The sequence below is a fragment of the Marisediminitalea sp. genome (assembly GCF_984433645.1).
In genome coordinates this window covers 1-16,892 of the sequence record NZ_CFIDRX010000092.1, presented here as the reverse complement: position 1 = coordinate 16,892, position 16,892 = coordinate 1, and the positions used below count along the sequence as shown (strand labels likewise).

Here is a 16,892-nt window from a genome sequence, read left to right as displayed (position 1 = left end):
CTGAATGCATCGACCAGCACATCCATACTCACTATCAGTTGTACCCAATTAATTACCTGGCAGCAGAACGCAGCGATAAAAAAATCCCTGAGCAGTGCAAACAGACGTTGAAACAAAAACTGGCAGAGTTACCCGAAGAAGCGCGTGATTACCTTATTGCTAACTACGCCAACCCGGTTAAAAACGCCATGCAACAGTAAGTAGGCCCATGATGAAAGTGCATACCCTGGCGGGCTACATTCAAAATATCTACCTGGTAGAAACACCGGGCGGCTTGTTGCTGCTTGATGGCTGTAGTCGGGCCGATGCACACAATGTTTGTACGTTTATTACTGACACACTCAACCGGCCTCTCGCTGATTTAAAACTGATCGTTGTCACGCATATGCATCCGGACCACGCCGGTGGTGCTCACAGGCTTCGCAAACTCACCGGTGCAAAAATAGCGGCTCATCCAAAAGCGGCGAAATGGTATTCAGGAGTGATGGGGCGCGCCGCCCATTTAATTGATGTCAGCCTGACGTGGTGGGTGGCTGGTCGCTTGGGCAAACCGAAAAAGCATATCTGGTACAGCCCCATATTGAAGCCCGATATTATTCTGCTGGACGAACAAACACTGCCGGGCTTTGAAGACTGGCAGGTGTTATTCACCCCGGGGCATACCGACCACGACATCACCTTGTTTCACGATGAGACCAGTCAGGCTTATGTTGCCGATTTAATGGTCTCGGTGAAACGCCAGCTTGCCCCGCCTTACCCTATCTGCCACCCCAATCAGTATAAACAATCACTTAAGCGCATTCAGACGCTACAGCCACAAACCGTATTCTGCGCACACGTCCCGCCGCTGTCGATTAACGACATCGACTTTGAGGCCATTATTCAACAGGCTCCGGTGCTACCGAAGAATCACTGGCATTCAGCAAAAAACCGCATTGCCCACGCGCTCGGCGGGCAGAATACGGCGCATTAGCCTGACATTAAACGAACTAAGTTAACCGTAAGCCCATTTTAAAATCAGAATCTATATTGATAGTAAACACTTACATTTGTTAGTGATTGAGAGCTTGCCAACTGACGGTCTACTGACAGAAACAGTGCACTGCTTTTGTTGATTTGTGTTCTTACAGATAGGTCATACCTTAACAAAGGTTTGCCAATAAATTTGTTCACTGCCCACCCCACATTCGCATTAAGTTTGGTATTGTAAATTGCGTACAGGTAAGCCCCAACGCGCGGCTCAACATAGACTTCGCTGCGTTTGAGATTTGCCATTACACCTGCCGCCGCTTCTGCATACAGACCTATATCGTCAGTAAGCTTGTAACTGAGACCAACCGCACCTTCAACATTTGCGACCAACTGAGTGTTAAATTGGTCATTGACGACCCGCTCGAGTCCAACCCGTAACCCACTGGAAATACCGCCAGTTACGCTGGTGTAAGGCACTCTGGAATTCATTTGATACAAAGACAGCTTATCGAGGTGAAGACGTGCACGATTTACGTCTAAACGTATACGAGTATCAGCCAACAACAACTGATTTTCCCCGAAGATATGACCGTGATCATCGGTTATGTCAGACGCAACAGGAAAATAACGAAACAACAGAGCATCCCGGTTCTCGATATGTCCTACCCCGATGGAAATCAGGCTCTCATCGGTTGCGTCAAGGGGACTTTTATAGTCACTAACGTCAATCTGAAATGCGGAATAATTTGAGTTCATCTGAGCCAGTTTTAGCTTATTGTCCTGGTAACGCGCCTCAGATATTTTGCGCTGACTAAACCATAGACCATTTAGACTCTTGGCCAATTCAAATTCGGTATAGCCCTGAGAGTCAACGGACAACGACAAGTTTGCAATATTGCCAGTATTTATAGCGCTGCCAATTGCGTCAACTCTGTGATCCGGCATTTGCTCGAGTAAAGCGTTGGTCTTCCAACGGTCAGAGGGTACTACCTGCGCGCTATCCACCAACGACGCCTTGAAACTAAACTTTACGATATCAATGGGCGTCAACCACGCATCGACCGCATCCAGCGATGCAGGCCGCGCAATAGCGAGCAGTAATTGTGTCACCGTAGCGCAATTGTAAGTATGAAAAAAATAGGCAGGGGTATGCTGTCCTATTTCCCAAATAGCATCCCTGATCAGCGCTCGCTCACCAGGAGTGAGTGTTAAAGCGTATTCCCATATATTTCTTTGCTCCGCATAACGATAATGTGCCTGTATCGGTGCATAAGGGGAAACCTGAAACAGCCCTTCTTTACCGGTTACCAGGCTGTCGTAGAGAATACGGGCCGCATTCAGTGAATCCAACTCAGTAAAATACGTAATACCGTGCTGCACAGCAATATCATTAATATTTACACCGTCCAGACGCAGCATTATATGGCCCATCATAGAACTGGCTGAGTTCACATTCTCCGAAGCATAGACTAGCACTAACCTGTCGTTGGGTACAAAGTCGAGGAAGGTTTCATAATCGCTACAAGGCTCTGGCGAAAGTGTGCCCGCGGGTAAATTTAATTGCGTCTCAATGTAACGTTTTCGCGCAGGGAAAGCACAAGCCGCCTGAGGATCCCGCAAGGCAAGTTTAATCGTTTCGCGAAGTTCTGCCTGAGGAGAAAACGGACTGGATAGATAATGACTGGTTGGATTAATTGGCTGGTCGTGTTTCAGGTGCAGTAACACGTGCCATAAACGGGTTTCAGCAATATGGTTGGCATCTGCCTGGTTGATAAGAGCCTGATATTCACCTTCTGCAGCGCGTGCAGTGGCAACACATATCAGAAAAATGAAAAAGGAAGCCCACAGACTTCCTTTACCGAATTGATTCTGCAAAATCGTTATTTACACGATACTGTCACTGAATCCTGATAGCGCCACATTTTTTCTGTGCCATAGTCAGTTGATGAGCCAAACACACCACCACTGATGACATTAATGAAAAACGCAGACTCAACTTCTTTGTTTAAGCTGACGTCCTGACAATTTTCTGCATCGGCAACGAGAACTTTATCTTTGTTTTCTTTCTTCACTGTTACAACACCAGGAACAGTTTGGCTCGCTCCATCTACAGTGACGGTTGTCGTTTCACCCGTAGTTGTAGTCACGTTCATATTGTGAGTTTCTTCGGTCAGGATGGTCGCACAACCAGAAGACAGGAGCGCTGTAGCTACTACGATTCCAGCGAATTTTACTTTCATGATGTTTCCTTTTCATTATTATGATTGCCTTTCATCGGCGCCATCAATATAGGTAATTCCCACATAAAATCAATAAGTTTATGACTAGCTCGATAAAAATCAGCGCATATATGTCGTGCTGCAATAAGAGTCGGAAACTACGATTAAAGCATTGTTACCAACGACGAGAGTAAATGCCGATTAAACGCTTTTGCCAGTTCAGTCTCCGGCGCAATGGATTCAAACGCGTGAAAAGCGCCCGGCACGTCATTCAGAATGACGGGAATACCTAATGCCTGAAGGGCGTTGGCATATTCCAGGTTTTCGTCATGAAACAAATCCAGGTCGCCTACGGCGATGTACGTGGCAGGCAGACTTGCCGATAGAGGCTGTCTGGCCGGCACAGTAAAGGGCTTTATGCTGTCTTTGCCTGGCGTATGGCCCAGTGCCGCTTGCCAGCCATACTGATTTTGTTCTGCGGTCCACAAGTACTTGCCCTTTGGAAATTCAGGGAAAATGGTACTGCCCGTTCTGTCATCCAGCATAGGGTAAATCAACGCCTGGCACTTCACGGCATACTCATTTCGGTGCGCGGCATATTGCGCAAGTAACGCAGCGTGTCCGCCACCCGCGCTAAAGCCAAGTAACCCTATGCGGGTGTTATCTATCCCCAGGGATTTGCTTTGTTGATGTGTCCATACCAACGCCGTGTAGCTTTGCTTTACTACCTCACCGATACGCATTTCCGGTGCTAAACCATAATCTACACTCACGACCACACAATCCAAATCCAGCGCTAATTGCTGCATGCGGGAAAAGCCATTCTGGCAACTGCCCATCACAAACCCACCGCCATGAAAGTGCAGCAACGCCGGCTTTTTCGCATTCTCAGAAGCGTTAATCACCCATACTCGTACGCCGGGTGCCTCAGTGCTTTGCGCAATGTCATAAGGCTGAATGGCGGGAAAATCACTAACGGGTGATACGTTGAACTTGTTGCGTTTGCGATAGAAACCAAGGGTTTTACCGCTTAATGGTGGATTGGAGACGGTCGCGTCCAGCAGTGCTGTTAGTGGTTTGACTAATTCAGGGGCAACAGCCGGATGAATAGGCGTCATGATTTACCTGTGTAAACTGTAGTGAGAAGACGAGTATATCGACAATAAAAAAACCCCGCAAAGCGGGGCGAGAACAGGATGGAACATCCCTGATGAGTGAAAGGGTACGTTGCGCAGTTACTGGCCGGTCGCCAGCTCTTTCTCCGTTTTAAAGCCAAAGACTTTGCGCAGTACAATCGTGGCCGGGCAAAAACCGGTAAAGCTCTGTTGAAACAAGTTTGCGCCAATGAACACGGTGAACCACAGGAAGTTTTCATGTACAAACCAGGTCAGTACCACCGACAGTAACACCATAAATCCGGCAAACGCCGTTAACGCTCTTTCTGCAGACATCGCATTAGCTCCTAATAAAAATATCGGAAAGACGCATACACATTGCTGGCGTCTTCGAACTGTGAGTAGAAAGTATGTGGCTCATCGCCATAAAACAGATTAAAGCCGCCGTTGACCTGCCAGTCATCCACGGGCGAATAGGTTGCGCGAAACTTCATATACCCGTCGCTATCAGTAGGCGAATAAAAGTTAAACCAGTTAAGCGTTAGAGTTTGGCGTAGCGCCCGGTACATGAGCTGGGTTGTTACCACGTGACGATTCGCTTCCTGTTCATACTGTGGCCAGTATGAACTGGCTATTAACGCATCGTGATCCACCGTTTTCTCCATGTACCACTGCACGCTTCCGGTTAGATTCGCCACCAGTTCCTGCTCGTAGCCCACCAAAAAGCGGTGCTGGCTATTGGGTACCAGTGGGTTATTGCCATCGGAGTCCTCAATGGCATCATGATAGGCATACTCCGCTTTTGCCAGGCCCGGGCCTAATGGCTTCACTGCACTGGCTCCCCATACATTTAAGCGGCTGTAACGTGGCAAGCTTTGTTCGTCGGCGGCCATGGGGGTTTTGTTAAACCCACGGTAACCATAGAATGCCAACTCGGTTTGACCGAAGGTTTTGTAAATACGCAACGCCCACTCTGCGCTGTCCGGCTCATTCTTATCCAGCACACGAAAGCCCGGTGCCACGTTCATTTGGGCCTGGGGGCTGAAAAACGAAAAATACTCACCGGTTATTCCATTGTCTGGTTCAAATTGAGGCGTTACCACCACATCAATGTTTGCTACATCAAAGTAGCCTGACAGTTTGGCAGACAGACTCGGTGCCTTGAGATATTCATCATCACGCCCCGCAAAGAACGACTGATAGTCCTTGGGAAACAAGTCGTTTAAAAATACATAGTCACCCGTTCCCCAGGTCAGTACCTGCTGGCCCAGCTTAGCGTCGAATTTACGCCCCATCTCACCTAAAAAGTCCAGGTTACCTTGCCACGCCAGTTCGCGTATTTGGGTTTCAACACTGTTTAATACGCCGTCGTAATACAGATCGCCGCGAAAAGATAAAGTTGACGCGCTAAGCGCGTAATCGGCCTGCAGTTGCAAACGAGCATCCTGCAACGTAGTGTTTCTTGCTACGGCGGTGTCGTTGTTTAAACGTGTACCTGCCGCCAGCTCCACAAAGCCAGCCCAGGTAAATGGTGATGCTTCTTCGGGTTCCTCAAAGTCGCCCCAGTCCGCCCACTCATCCGCGGTAGATTGAGAATCTGTACTTTCTTGTGCCCACACTGTGGTTTGGCTGGTGATTCCAGCTAACATCAGTCCACTCAAAAGCAGTGTTTTCAAAGAGATTGGCATCGTACTATTTCAACCATTGCACTGGCGGTGTACGCAGGCTGCGTTCACTAAACACATCCTCTGGCAAACCAATGTTGTATTCGGTACCGCGGAACTCCATGAGGGTGTAGCCGCCGTTTGTCAGATCCGACACTTTGGAGCGAAGCACGGTTGGAAAGCCCTGAACGGTATCAACCTGTACAGACTCTACGCGACGATAATTTGTCCCGTCAGCCTGATAAAAGTTAATCAGCACCGGTAGTGACGTTACTTTTTCGATTTCAACGACATAGTGGGCAAACTCAACGGTGTCAGGCTGTTTTGGTACCGCCTTCAATACGTACCGGTCAGCCGTTTCCTCTACCAGAGTAAAATCGTCCTGTGAGACCGCTCGCCCCGATACGTCTTCATAAAAGAAGTGAGAACCGACAAACGAGGTGCGCTTGTCACCTGCGGAAATACGCTTCACTAAATCCAGTGCAGGCAAATACAACCAACGGTCGTCATCCACATTGGTTTTTGCATGTTTTTCAACGCGAAACACCGTGTCTTTGACATCAGTAGGACGCGAGAAAAACACCATCATTTTTTGATCGCCGTTGTCTTCCACATCTTTACGCAAAATAGTGAACTGGCGCATTTGCTTACGCCCCTGGCTATCGACAATCATCATGCGCGCGTCAGCACGGCCGTCATCACCTGCGTAATAGGCCGCTTTCTCAGCTTGCTTTATAAGTGCGTCAACATCTACCTCTGCCTGTGCAGCAGGCATAAACGCCATTGCTGCCAACAAACCTAAAGTAACTAAACTACGTTTCATACCGACTCCTTATTTCGCCGATTTAAAGACTATCTTGTGACCCAGGCTCATTACTGCAGGAAGCAGCAGCAGAGTCACCAACGCAGAAACCGCCATGATACTGGCCAGGAACACACCAACGGTTATGTAAGGTACCAGCGGCGCAAACAATAGCGGGGTAAAACCAAGTGCAATGACCAGCGCATTGCGAGAGATTGCCGTGGCCGGTTCTTCAAACATTAACGCCATGGTTTGCTTCACACTTTGTGTGTCGTTAAAGGTAGCGCGGGCCCTTTCAAGGAAGTGAATAGCAAAGTCCACCGACAAGCCAAGCGTCAGCGCAGACAGTACCGCTATTGGCATATCGTAGTCTTTCCCCACTATTCCTATCAGCCCATAGATAAAGGTTATAGTGATAGTAAGTGGTAACATCGCGAGTATGCCGTACACCAATGAGCGGAACAGCACTACCATCATAATGAAAACCATAACGAATGCGCCCAGCAAACTGTCGAGCATACCCGCCACCATATTTTCCTGCCACACGACGTTCAGATAGGCTTTGCCTGCCCAATCTGCTTCAATACCCGCTGGCATTGGATGGCTGGCAATATACGAATCGACCAGTTCAATGACCGCAGTCATATCCTGATTATCACCACTGGTTAACTGTAGCCAAACCAGCGCAGAACGGTAATCCGGCGTCACAAAGTGCCACAGGTCATTTGGACGGTGAGAAGACTGGTACTGCAACAGCGTCTGGGCTACCGCGTTACCCGAATCAGGAAGCTGGTAGTCTTGTGCTTCGCCTGAGCGCAATTCACGGTTTACCACTTTCACCACATCGGGTAAGGCGTTGGATTTACCCACCAAGCCAGATGCTGTCAGTGCCTCTTGCAATGACTCGATATAAGCGAGTACTTCGGGATTCTGGAATGTTTTACTCTGGCTATTTGCCTGTTCAGCCGATGCCATGACGTTATCCAGATAGGTCATTTCCTCGTCGCTAAGGTCGCTAAACAACTTATCGTCAATCGCTACAATTAGGTTTTGCAACTGTTCTTCAGGTGCACCACTGCCTATGGCGGCTAGGGTTTCACTCTTCCAGCCTGCCAGCGAATCCGGCATGTCACCACTTTCCAACAGAGATGCAGCAGTCGGAAGTTCTGAACGGTCAGTCAGCACCAGATACGCATTGTAGGTTCCGGCGAAGTTTTCGTTTAATACCCGGTCGGCCACGCGGATTTCGTGGTCAGACTTAAACCAGCGTACCGGGTTGTCGTTGATTTGAATCTGCGTGACGCCCCAGGCAGAGACCACAAACACCGCACCAAATGCAGCCAGCAACAGACCTTGCTGACCCGTGGCCAACTTGCCCAAACCTCTAGCCATGCGAGCAATATTCGAACCCTGTCCAGCGCCATCCTCGTGCATGGCGGCCTGGAGTTTTTCCAGTGCAGAATCACTCATACGCGATAAGTAAGCCGGGATAAACGTAATCGTCACCACAAAGGCAAACAGAATGCCGAAACCAACAAACGCACCAAAGATCTGCACTGGTGGAATTGGTGTCAGCATTAATGAGAAGAAGCCCACCGACGAGGTTACCGAGGTATACAACATCGGCGTGAAAAGGTGACCCACAACCTCTTCAACAACGGCTTTTAAATCTTCACCCGGCTTATAGCGGTCAGAAAATTCAGACAGGATGTGTACTGAATCCACTACCGCGATGGGCATCAGAAAAATGGCTATCATTGACGACATAATGTGCACGGTAAAGCCAAAGCCAATCAGCAGGCCCATGGTGACTATCACAGTCGCCATCGCCACAATCATAGGGGCCGTAATAAGCGGAATATTGCGGAAGAAAATAAACAATAAGATGAAGATGGTCAGGCCGGCCAGTGGCGCTGAAATGCCCATTTGTACAAACATCTCAAAACCGAACTGATCTTCTGCAACCGGTAGCCCGGTGATATACCACTGTTCAGTGCCGTCGAATGTATCAATCGTGGCGCGAATTTCTTCTGCTATCCGATAGCTTTCATTTTTATCAATAATTGGGACGTAGATCGCCGCCGCTTTACCGTTTTGCGATACCAGCGTGTCGTAAAGTAGCGGCAGTCTCTCAATGTTAGTTTGAATTTGCTGAGCGGCAGCATCTGATACCGGCGCTTCTGGCATCATCCATTCAAAACGAATAGTCCCAGGCCCGGCCTGAGAAATATTATCAACCGTAGAAATCGACATAAGATCGGCATCCACAACGCCATCGATTGCCAAAATTGACTGAGTTAAGTCAAAAATGTCAGACAAAGATGTCGTGTTGTACACACCATTGGCATCGGTTTCGTTCACTACACCCACCACAATGGCATCGTGCATGGCGAAATTTGCCTTGGTCTGATTGTGAAATGTGCGTGCCGGATGATCAGCCGCCAGCATATTTTCCGGGTCTGTATCTATTGTAATCCGTGGGATCTGGCTGCCAATGCCGAGTGTCAGCAACAGCAACACGGCATAAATCCATAAGGGTTTATGCGTACTGATTGCAACAAGTTTACCTGACAGGGTGTTCATAATACGTTTCACTGTTACCGCTTGAGATAATGTCATACAGCAATATATGCGCCATTTCTAATATATCAAGTTTTTTCTATTCGTTTAGCGGTACTTTTGTATCGCTAAAGCTCCGCTGGGCGCCCGCAAATCATGCTAGAATCACTGCTTCTCTTTACGATTGTTGCGTTTTCATGACCTTCCGTTTGTTGTTTTTTGCCTTACTCGCTACTGCAATGGGTCAATCTGTTGTTATGACAACCTTGCCGCCTCTGGGCAGGGAAGTCGGTTTAACCGAATTTCAGGTTGCCTTTTTGATGTCCAGTTCTGCGCTGATGTATGCCGCGGGCAACGCGTTGTGGTCCAGAGTCGGCAAGCGCAAAGGCTATCGCCGCGTGCTGATCACCGGGCTGACTGGCTATACCATTGGTACCTTGGTTTTTGCTACTGTGTGGTTGAGTGGGTTTCAGGGTTGGCTGGTAGGCACGGCGTTGTTCCTTGCGCTGACAGCGGCCCGGTCTGGTCAGGCGACAATCATGTCAGCGACACCGCCTTCGGTAGTCGGATACGCGATATCCATCAGCGCAGACCACGAGCGCGTGAAGGCCATCAGCAAAGTGTCATCGGCCCACAGCCTGGGCCAGATTCTTGGCCCGACACTGGCGGGTCTATTGGTTGGCTTTCATTTGTTGACCCCGTTGTACGCCATTTCTCTCATGACACTAACAGCACTTATTCTGGTGTGGCGATTCCTGCCCGACAATCAGAACACACCGCCCCCACCCCAAACACAAAAAACCGGTGTGGCTGTCACGCATAGTATTCAGCCCTACGTGCCGCTCGTGATCGGCATGAATGCCTGTGTATTTCTCGCGGTTGCCATGATGCAACAATCGCTGGCGTTCTTTTTAATCGATCATCACGGTGCTTCTACCACCGAAGCGGCACAGGGTGTAGGGCTTGCCATGATGATCAGCGCAGTGTGCGCGCTGGTTGTGCAGTTTACACTGGTCCAACGCACCAGCATGCATCCGGCAAACCTCATTAAGCTGGCCTTTCCACTGTTGTCACTGGGTTACCTGATCCTGTATTTGCACCACGACCAGAGTCAGTTGTATTTTGCCATGGTGTTCCTTGGCAGCGGCCTGGGCATCAGCTATCCAGCTGTCGCCGCACTGGCTACGTCCAGCTGTAAGCCGGAAAACCAAGCCACTGTAACCGGCTTTATTACAGCGTCACCTGCTATGGGCTATATTATCGGGCCTCCCATTGCCGCATCCTTGTACCAGCTCAGTCATCGCGCCCCCTTTTTAGCCGCCTCGATTATGCTGGCGACGGTAACATTGATTGCAGTGGGCCATTTACGGGTTAAACCCAATCCCAGCGAGGATAAATTGTAACAAGGCGCTTATTGAGACCGTTTATTCTTGCCAAAAATAACCGGGCGTGTTGAACTTTCCAGGCTCTGAGTACAATAAACAAGGACTGTTGATGAGAAAAGTTACCCGCTATCGATTAGCGTTTTTGCTGCTAGCCATTGGCTTGTATGTGCTGGGTATTCACCTCACCCCCGATGAATTCAACCCAGATGAAAACTGGCCGGTGTTTGCGGGTTTGTTCACTGTGTACTTCGCGGTTATCCCGCTATTACATTTACTATTGGTTATCATTGGCAGTAAGCAGAAGCTCTGGAAAATACTGATCCCGTTTTCGACCTCATCACTGGTGTGCCGTTATTCAATGCCGGCAGCGCTAGCCAGTTATTTTGAATTCATTGCGTATCTGCGTTATCCCATCATTGCCGTGCTACTCATCATCGAGTTGGCCATTGTCTATCACGTAGTGCGTATGCTTTGGCAATGCCGCACTATGCAGGGCGATCCGCGTGCCTCAGCAATTAAAAAAATGGGTGACGAAGACGAGAAAAAACGCACCACTGCCGTACTATTCGCCTATGAGCCTGCCACCTGGTACTACTTATTTCCGTTTCTGAGCCGTAACCATGCCCCCTCACTGGCTCATCTCCGACTGGTTTCATCGTCCTGGATCACACTTGTCGTTTTACAAATAGGCTTGTTCGTTGTTACCGGCGCGTTGTATTACGCGCTGGCATTGTGGTCACAGCTAGCGGCCATCATTGTCGGTACGTTAGTGGGTTATACGTTTATTTACCTGATTGCCAATTACCGGATCAGTAAACACCATTCTGCTTACGTCTTAGATGGCCATCTGGTGCTGAACAACAATTATTTGAACCTGCTAGTTATTCCCTTAACAGCCATTTCCAGCATTGAAACAGACAAGGTTGCTTCGCCGGACGAGCACGCGTTATGCCTGGGTAATGGATCTCCAAATGTAAAACTCACACTTTCAACACCCTGTTGTTACTACAACCTGATGGCCACGCTGACCGACTATGTCGAGGAAGTGTATTTGTCAGTAGATACGCCAGAGGCATTTAAATCACTACCAATTCAGGAATAGACCAATCTGTACAATGCCTATTACTAATAAAGCCTGCAGGGGTAATCAATAAAACATTGCGAACCTCAAAATTACTATATAGACTAGTCTGTATATTTTGAGCGAGGCGCAATCATGGCAATAGTACCTGCAAGAAAAAAACTGCCTGCAAGAGAAAAATTGTTAAAAGCCGCTGGAGAATTGTTTTACGACCACGGTATAACCGCGACCGGCATCGATGCCGTTATAGCCCGGGCCGGGGTTGCGAAAATGTCGTTGTACAACAACTTTAAATCCAAGTCTGAATTGGTTGCCGCCTACATTGATGCCCGACATCAGGAATGGCTGGACCTATACGCAAAGCGTTCAACAGACCTATCCAATGGCTGGGAACGGGTTCTGGCGGTATTCGATGCGTATCAGGACCACGCGGAATTTGATTATGAAAATGGCTTTCGGGGCTGCGGCTTACTCAATGCAGCAGCAGAAATGCCAGCCAACAGCGCTGAGCGTGCAGCAGTCAATCGACACAAACAGGAAGTAAAGGCCATCGTTAAACGCGAACTGTCTGAGCTGCCTATAATCGAACCGGGTCGCATTGAACAACTCACAGAACATGTGTGCTTTTTGCTGGAAGGTTCGATTTCTTTAGCGGGACTCGCCGCAGACACCCAGGCTATAGAACGCGCACGTACCATGGCCGACCAACTCATCGAGCAATCATTATGACCCACTCGTCTTCACACTATTATCTCGGTGTGCTCGCCGTTGTTGTTGCGTCAGTACTCTGGGGCACAACCGGCACCGCAGCCACCTTTGCACCAGACGTTAGCTCACTCGGCATTGCTGCCGTTTCAATGGGGTGTGGCGGACTGTTGCAGGCGCTCATTGCCTGGCGTTTTATTGCCAGACAGTGGACGGAACTGAAGCAGCATCGTAGCCTGGTTCTGTGGGGTGCTTTGAATGTAGCGATATACCCACTGGCGTTCTACAGTTCTATGCGGCTGTCTGGCGTCACCATCGGTACGGTCGTCTCCATTGGTATGGCACCCGTTGCAGCTGCAATAATCGAACGTCTGTTCGACAAGCAACGGCTCAATACACGTTGGATAGTGAGTATCTTTCTGGGCGTTCTGGGCGTGATATTGCTGGCAAGTGCAAAACCACAGCACAGTGCAGCACCGCAAAATAGCGAGCTTTCGCAATGGTATAACTTTTTCGGTATCGCACTCGGACTGATTGCTGCATTTACCTACGCCATGTATTCGTGGGTCGCTCACCGCTTAATCCAGCGCCAGGTCCATTCACGCGCAGCCATGGGCAGTATGTTTGGCGTCGGCGGACTCTGCTTATTGCCTGTGCTGCTTTTAACCGGCGCGGAACTGCTCGCTAGCACCAATAATTTCATGGTGGGCGCATACATGGCTGCCGTGCCCATGTTTATGGGTTACCTGCTTTTCGGTTACGGCTTACGCTCAATTCGCGCTAGTCTGGCGACAATCATCACTCTGTTAGAACCTGTGGTTGCAGCCATTCTGGCCATGTGGATAGTGGGCGAGTCGTTATCCTGGGTTGGATGGAGCGGCATTGGTTTGATCAGCTCCTGTTTGTTGATCGCCACCATTAAACGCAAAGCTTCCCCGTCGCCTGTCGCAACATCGGCAGAAACCGCAGCGAGTGCCTGACCAGGTAACACTCGCTGTAATTTGTAGTAGAAAACGGTACACTGCCCGCTCACTCAGGATCCGTTGTTGTGAAAATTGAAACCTATCACATCCCCTTTGCCGATGCCGACTCATGCAGTGCAGACTGCCTGGTCGCATTTGTCGACTTCGCATGGCTTTTTGATGCAACCTCACAGAGCCAAGCCGGTGAAATACCGAAGCCAAGCTGGTTAGCCCATATACTTAACGTTACACCATCACTCAGCGCCAGCTGTTCAGAAAGTAAACACTTACTTATTTCAGAAGTTCCAAATTTAAAAGCCAGCCGACTTTTGTTAGTAAACACTAACAAATCAAACAGTATTGCAAATTGTACGCCTGACGAAGCGCATAAAACCCGCAATATGCTTGCCCGACAGGCGACGTTTATTTGTTCACAGCTAGACGAATTAAACGTTAAAAGTGCCTGCGTAATGTCGCCTTTCGCAAACTGTCAGGCGTACATACAAGCGCTGCTCGACGCCCTACTTTTTGCCAGTTACCGCTTCAAAGCGTTTAAAACTTCGCCCAACGCGCAAAAGCCAACAAGCATCAAACGCTTATCAATTGCGGTTGAGCAGGATGAACTCAAGCCCGACATAGCGCGAGCGCTGGCTGTTCATGAAGGAAAATCACTGACTCGTGACCTGGCCAACTTACCAGGAAATATATGTACACCCAGCTATTTCGCAGAATGTGCTGAAGCGTTAGCCTCCGACTCTTCGTTATTAACCACAGAAGTATTGGATGAAGCTACGCTCAAAGAAATGGGGATGGGTGCGTATGTCGCGGTAGGCCAGGGTTCGGAACAGCCCACCTGCATGCCCGTAATGCATTACAAGGGCGCAGCAGACTCCGACTTACCGAGTATTGTTCTGATAGGAAAAGGCATCACCTTTGATACTGGCGGTATTACTCTGAAGAAACCGCCCGGCATGCAAAATATGATATACGACATGTGTGGCGGCGCTACCGTTATGGGTATTATGAAAACCCTCACCGCATTGCGTTTACCTGTTAACGTGACAGGCATTATTGCTACCGCTGAAAACATGCCCGACGGCAAGGCTTTCCGCCCCGGCGACATTTTAACTACATTGTCTGGACAAACCGTTGAAATTATTAGCACCGACGCAGAAGGCCGTTTAGTGCTGTGTGATGCAATGACCTATGCACAGCAATTCAACCCTGCGGCTATCATTGACATCGCTACGCTCACTGGCGCACATATTGTGAGCCTGGGTAGCCATGCCAGCGGGTTGATGAGTAATAGCCAGGCATTATCATCAGATTTAGTAGAAGCAGGAGAGAGCAGTAGCGACCGTGCCTGGGCCATGCCCATCTGGGACGACTATCAGGAACCACTGGACTCGTTCGCCGCCGATATGCGCAACAGCGGCAGTAATTCACCCGGCATGATCACGGCTGGCTGCTTTTTATCGCGGTTTGCCGGCAACACACCGTGGGCACACCTTGACATAGCGGGTACCAGCTTCCAGTATGGCAAAGGTAACTCAGCTACCGCGCGGCCTTTCTCTCTGTTGCTGGCCTTTTTAACCCAATACAGTGAGAAGCCCGATAGCACATGGCCGGTATCGCCTGTGTTATACTAGGACTCGGAGTGGATTAACCTTTTAGCAGAGTTGGCAGAGCGCTTGCCAACCTGCACCAAAGGTTAACCCTCTCTAGTTCCAAAGTAGGATTTTTTTTTGCCAGGGCCGGTCCTACAATCAGTAAAGTGTTAAAACAAAGTTAATAAGGAGTTCCATTATGTGGACAAAACCTCAGTACACTGAAATGCGTTTAGGTTTCGAAGTAACGCTGTATATCAGCAACCGTTAATTTCACCCCTCTTCGAGGTGTGTTCTCAACAAGTATTCAAAAGGCTGCACCATGCGCAGCCTTTTTTATTCCCGCCTGTTTATAAAACGGGCAACGCTTTTAGCTAACAACAGGATTACTGAGCATGAAAGTACTGATCCTGGGCGCAGGTGCCGGCGGCGGCTTCCCTCAATGGAACTGCCACTGTGACAACTGTCGCGGCGTAAGAGACGGCTCAATAAAAGCCAGTCCGCGCACCCAATCCAGTATTGCAGTAAGTGCAAATGGCACTGACTGGGTATTAATTAACGCGTCTCCTGATTTGCGTCACCAGATCAACCATACCCACGAGTTGTGGCCTGCTGACAAATCTCAACAACGCGGTACCAGCATACGTTCGATTATTCTCACCGACAGTCAAATCGACCATACCACCGGGTTACTGACCCTGCGTGAAGGTTTGCCGCTTCCGGTTTATTGCACCGATGTCGTGTATGAAGATCTCACCACCGCCTTTCCACTGTTTCCCATGCTGAAGCATTGGCACGGTGGCCTGCAACGTCACGCCATTGACACGGATTACGACAAAAGCTTTACGCCCGAAGGCATAGAAGGACTAACCTTTAATCCCGTTGTACTGGAATCGAATGCACCGCCTTATTCCAGCTATCGCGACAAAGTGGTACCCGGCAATAACATTGGTTTGCAAATCACCGATACCGCCTCGGGTAAATCGCTGTTTTACGCACCCGGCTGCGTTCAGGCCAGTCCGCTAGTGGAGTCCATGCTGGAACAAGCCAGTTGCGTGTTATTCGACGGTACCTTGTGGCTGGATGATGAAATGATTCAAAAGGGATTCAGCAATCGCCTGGGCACACAAATGGGCCATATGCCTGTAAACGGACCAGACGGCACGGTCGCGCTATTAAACCGCTACCCGATTGATCGCAAAATCCTGATCCATATTAATAATACCAACCCGGTGCTGAACGAAGACTCGTCAGCCCATCAGTACTTGCTCAACAACGACATCGAGCTGGCCTACGACGGTATGAAAATTTCCCTATAGAGAGGTACAAGGTGAGTCAACAACCCTGGAGCCGAGAAGAATTCGAACAAAAGCTGCGCGACAAAGGGCAGTTTTACCATATTCATCACCCGTTTCATCAGGCCATGAATAAGGGCGAATGCACGAAAGAACAGATTCAGGGTTGGGTCGCCAACCGCTTCTTTTATCAAATGTGCATTCCCATTAAAGACGCCGCCATACTGGCCAATTGCCCGGACATGGAAACCCGTCGTAAGTGGATCCAACGTATTCTGGATCACGATGGCGAAGAAGGCGATCCGAGACTAGGCGGCATTGAAGCCTGGCTGAGACTGGGCGAAGCGGTTGGTTTGGACCGTCAGGATATTCTCGACGAAAAACTATTGCTGCCCGGCGTGAAATTCGCTGTAGGCGCTTATGTAAACTTCGCCCGTCGTGCGACGTGGGAAGAAGCAGCCTGTTCATCACTCACCGAAATGTTTGCACCAGAGATCCATCAGAGTCGTTTGGATACCAGGCCTGA

At 49.3% G+C, this 16,892-nt stretch carries 16 protein-coding genes and 1 pseudogene; 10 read left to right on the top strand and 7 right to left on the bottom strand.

The features are described from left to right. A pseudogene (locus tag AC4MRN_RS12605) lies at positions 1-200 on the top strand (hypothetical protein); the annotation flags it as partial. An 11-nt stretch (positions 201-211) separates the two neighbouring features. Next, positions 212-973, top strand: coding sequence for an MBL fold metallo-hydrolase (locus AC4MRN_RS12600; protein ID WP_491203467.1), 762 nt, complete (start codon positions 212-214; stop codon positions 971-973). Positions 974-1,017: 44 nt separating this feature from the next. Here AC4MRN_RS12600 and AC4MRN_RS12595 read toward each other — a convergent pair whose 3' ends face one another. The 7 genes from AC4MRN_RS12595 to AC4MRN_RS12565 form a co-directional block, all read right to left on the bottom strand. Beyond that, positions 1,018-2,847, bottom strand: coding sequence for a lipoprotein N-acyltransferase Lnb domain-containing protein (locus AC4MRN_RS12595; protein WP_491203466.1), 1,830 nt, complete (start codon positions 2,845-2,847; stop codon positions 1,018-1,020). 5 nt (positions 2,848-2,852) lie between these two features. Beyond that, entirely contained in the window at positions 2,853-3,212 is a 360-nt protein-coding gene (locus AC4MRN_RS12590; RefSeq protein ID WP_370242075.1) for an adenosine deaminase, read from the bottom strand. A 143-nt stretch (positions 3,213-3,355) separates the two neighbouring features. Next, positions 3,356-4,309, bottom strand: a complete 954-nt coding sequence (locus AC4MRN_RS12585) for an alpha/beta hydrolase (protein WP_491203465.1) — start codon at positions 4,307-4,309, stop codon at positions 3,356-3,358. 117 nt (positions 4,310-4,426) lie between these two features. Further along, a complete protein-coding gene (locus tag AC4MRN_RS12580) occupies positions 4,427-4,642 on the bottom strand; it encodes a YgaP family membrane protein (RefSeq protein WP_255052009.1) in 216 nt (71 codons plus the stop codon). Positions 4,643-4,653: 11 nt separating this feature from the next. Then, positions 4,654-5,955 carry a hypothetical protein gene (locus AC4MRN_RS12575; RefSeq protein ID WP_491203464.1) on the bottom strand — a complete coding sequence of 434 codons (1,302 nt, stop codon included), beginning with the start codon at positions 5,953-5,955 and terminating at the stop codon, positions 4,654-4,656. A gap of 43 nt (positions 5,956-5,998) precedes the next feature. Next, a complete protein-coding gene (locus AC4MRN_RS12570) occupies positions 5,999-6,793 on the bottom strand; it encodes an outer membrane lipoprotein-sorting protein (protein ID WP_491203463.1) in 795 nt (264 codons plus the stop codon). Between the two features lie 9 nt (positions 6,794-6,802). Further along, positions 6,803-9,391 carry an efflux RND transporter permease subunit gene (locus AC4MRN_RS12565; protein ID WP_491203462.1) on the bottom strand — a complete coding sequence of 863 codons (2,589 nt, stop codon included), beginning with the start codon at positions 9,389-9,391 and terminating at the stop codon, positions 6,803-6,805. Positions 9,392-9,528: 137 nt separating this feature from the next. Between AC4MRN_RS12565 and AC4MRN_RS12560 the strand changes: the two genes are divergently transcribed. From AC4MRN_RS12560 to pqqC, 8 genes are all read left to right on the top strand, one after another. Further along, positions 9,529-10,734 carry an MFS transporter gene (locus AC4MRN_RS12560; protein ID WP_370242067.1) on the top strand — a complete coding sequence of 402 codons (1,206 nt, stop codon included), beginning with the start codon at positions 9,529-9,531 and terminating at the stop codon, positions 10,732-10,734. 91 nt (positions 10,735-10,825) lie between these two features. Then, on the top strand, positions 10,826-11,818 hold the full coding sequence (locus AC4MRN_RS12555) for a hypothetical protein (RefSeq protein ID WP_491203461.1): 993 nt from the start codon (positions 10,826-10,828) through the stop codon (positions 11,816-11,818). A gap of 114 nt (positions 11,819-11,932) precedes the next feature. Beyond that, positions 11,933-12,526 carry a TetR/AcrR family transcriptional regulator gene (locus tag AC4MRN_RS12550; protein ID WP_073324201.1) on the top strand — a complete coding sequence of 198 codons (594 nt, stop codon included), beginning with the start codon at positions 11,933-11,935 and terminating at the stop codon, positions 12,524-12,526. Next, on the top strand, positions 12,523-13,482 hold the full coding sequence (locus AC4MRN_RS12545) for a DMT family transporter (protein WP_073324200.1): 960 nt from the start codon (positions 12,523-12,525) through the stop codon (positions 13,480-13,482). The genes AC4MRN_RS12550 and AC4MRN_RS12545 overlap by 4 nt, the downstream gene beginning before the upstream one ends. A 68-nt stretch (positions 13,483-13,550) precedes the next feature. After that, a complete protein-coding gene (locus AC4MRN_RS12540; protein WP_491203460.1) occupies positions 13,551-15,113 on the top strand; it encodes a leucyl aminopeptidase in 1,563 nt (520 codons plus the stop codon). Positions 15,114-15,270: 157 nt separating this feature from the next. Beyond that, a complete protein-coding gene (pqqA, locus tag AC4MRN_RS12535; protein ID WP_073324441.1) occupies positions 15,271-15,342 on the top strand; it encodes a pyrroloquinoline quinone precursor peptide PqqA in 72 nt (23 codons plus the stop codon). Between the two features lie 124 nt (positions 15,343-15,466). Next, on the top strand, positions 15,467-16,390 hold the full coding sequence (pqqB, locus tag AC4MRN_RS12530) for a pyrroloquinoline quinone biosynthesis protein PqqB (protein WP_491203459.1): 924 nt from the start codon (positions 15,467-15,469) through the stop codon (positions 16,388-16,390). Between the two features lie 11 nt (positions 16,391-16,401). Then, positions 16,402-16,892 (top strand): pyrroloquinoline-quinone synthase PqqC (gene pqqC / locus AC4MRN_RS12525; protein WP_491203458.1); only part of this gene is annotated, 491 nt, incomplete at its 3' end.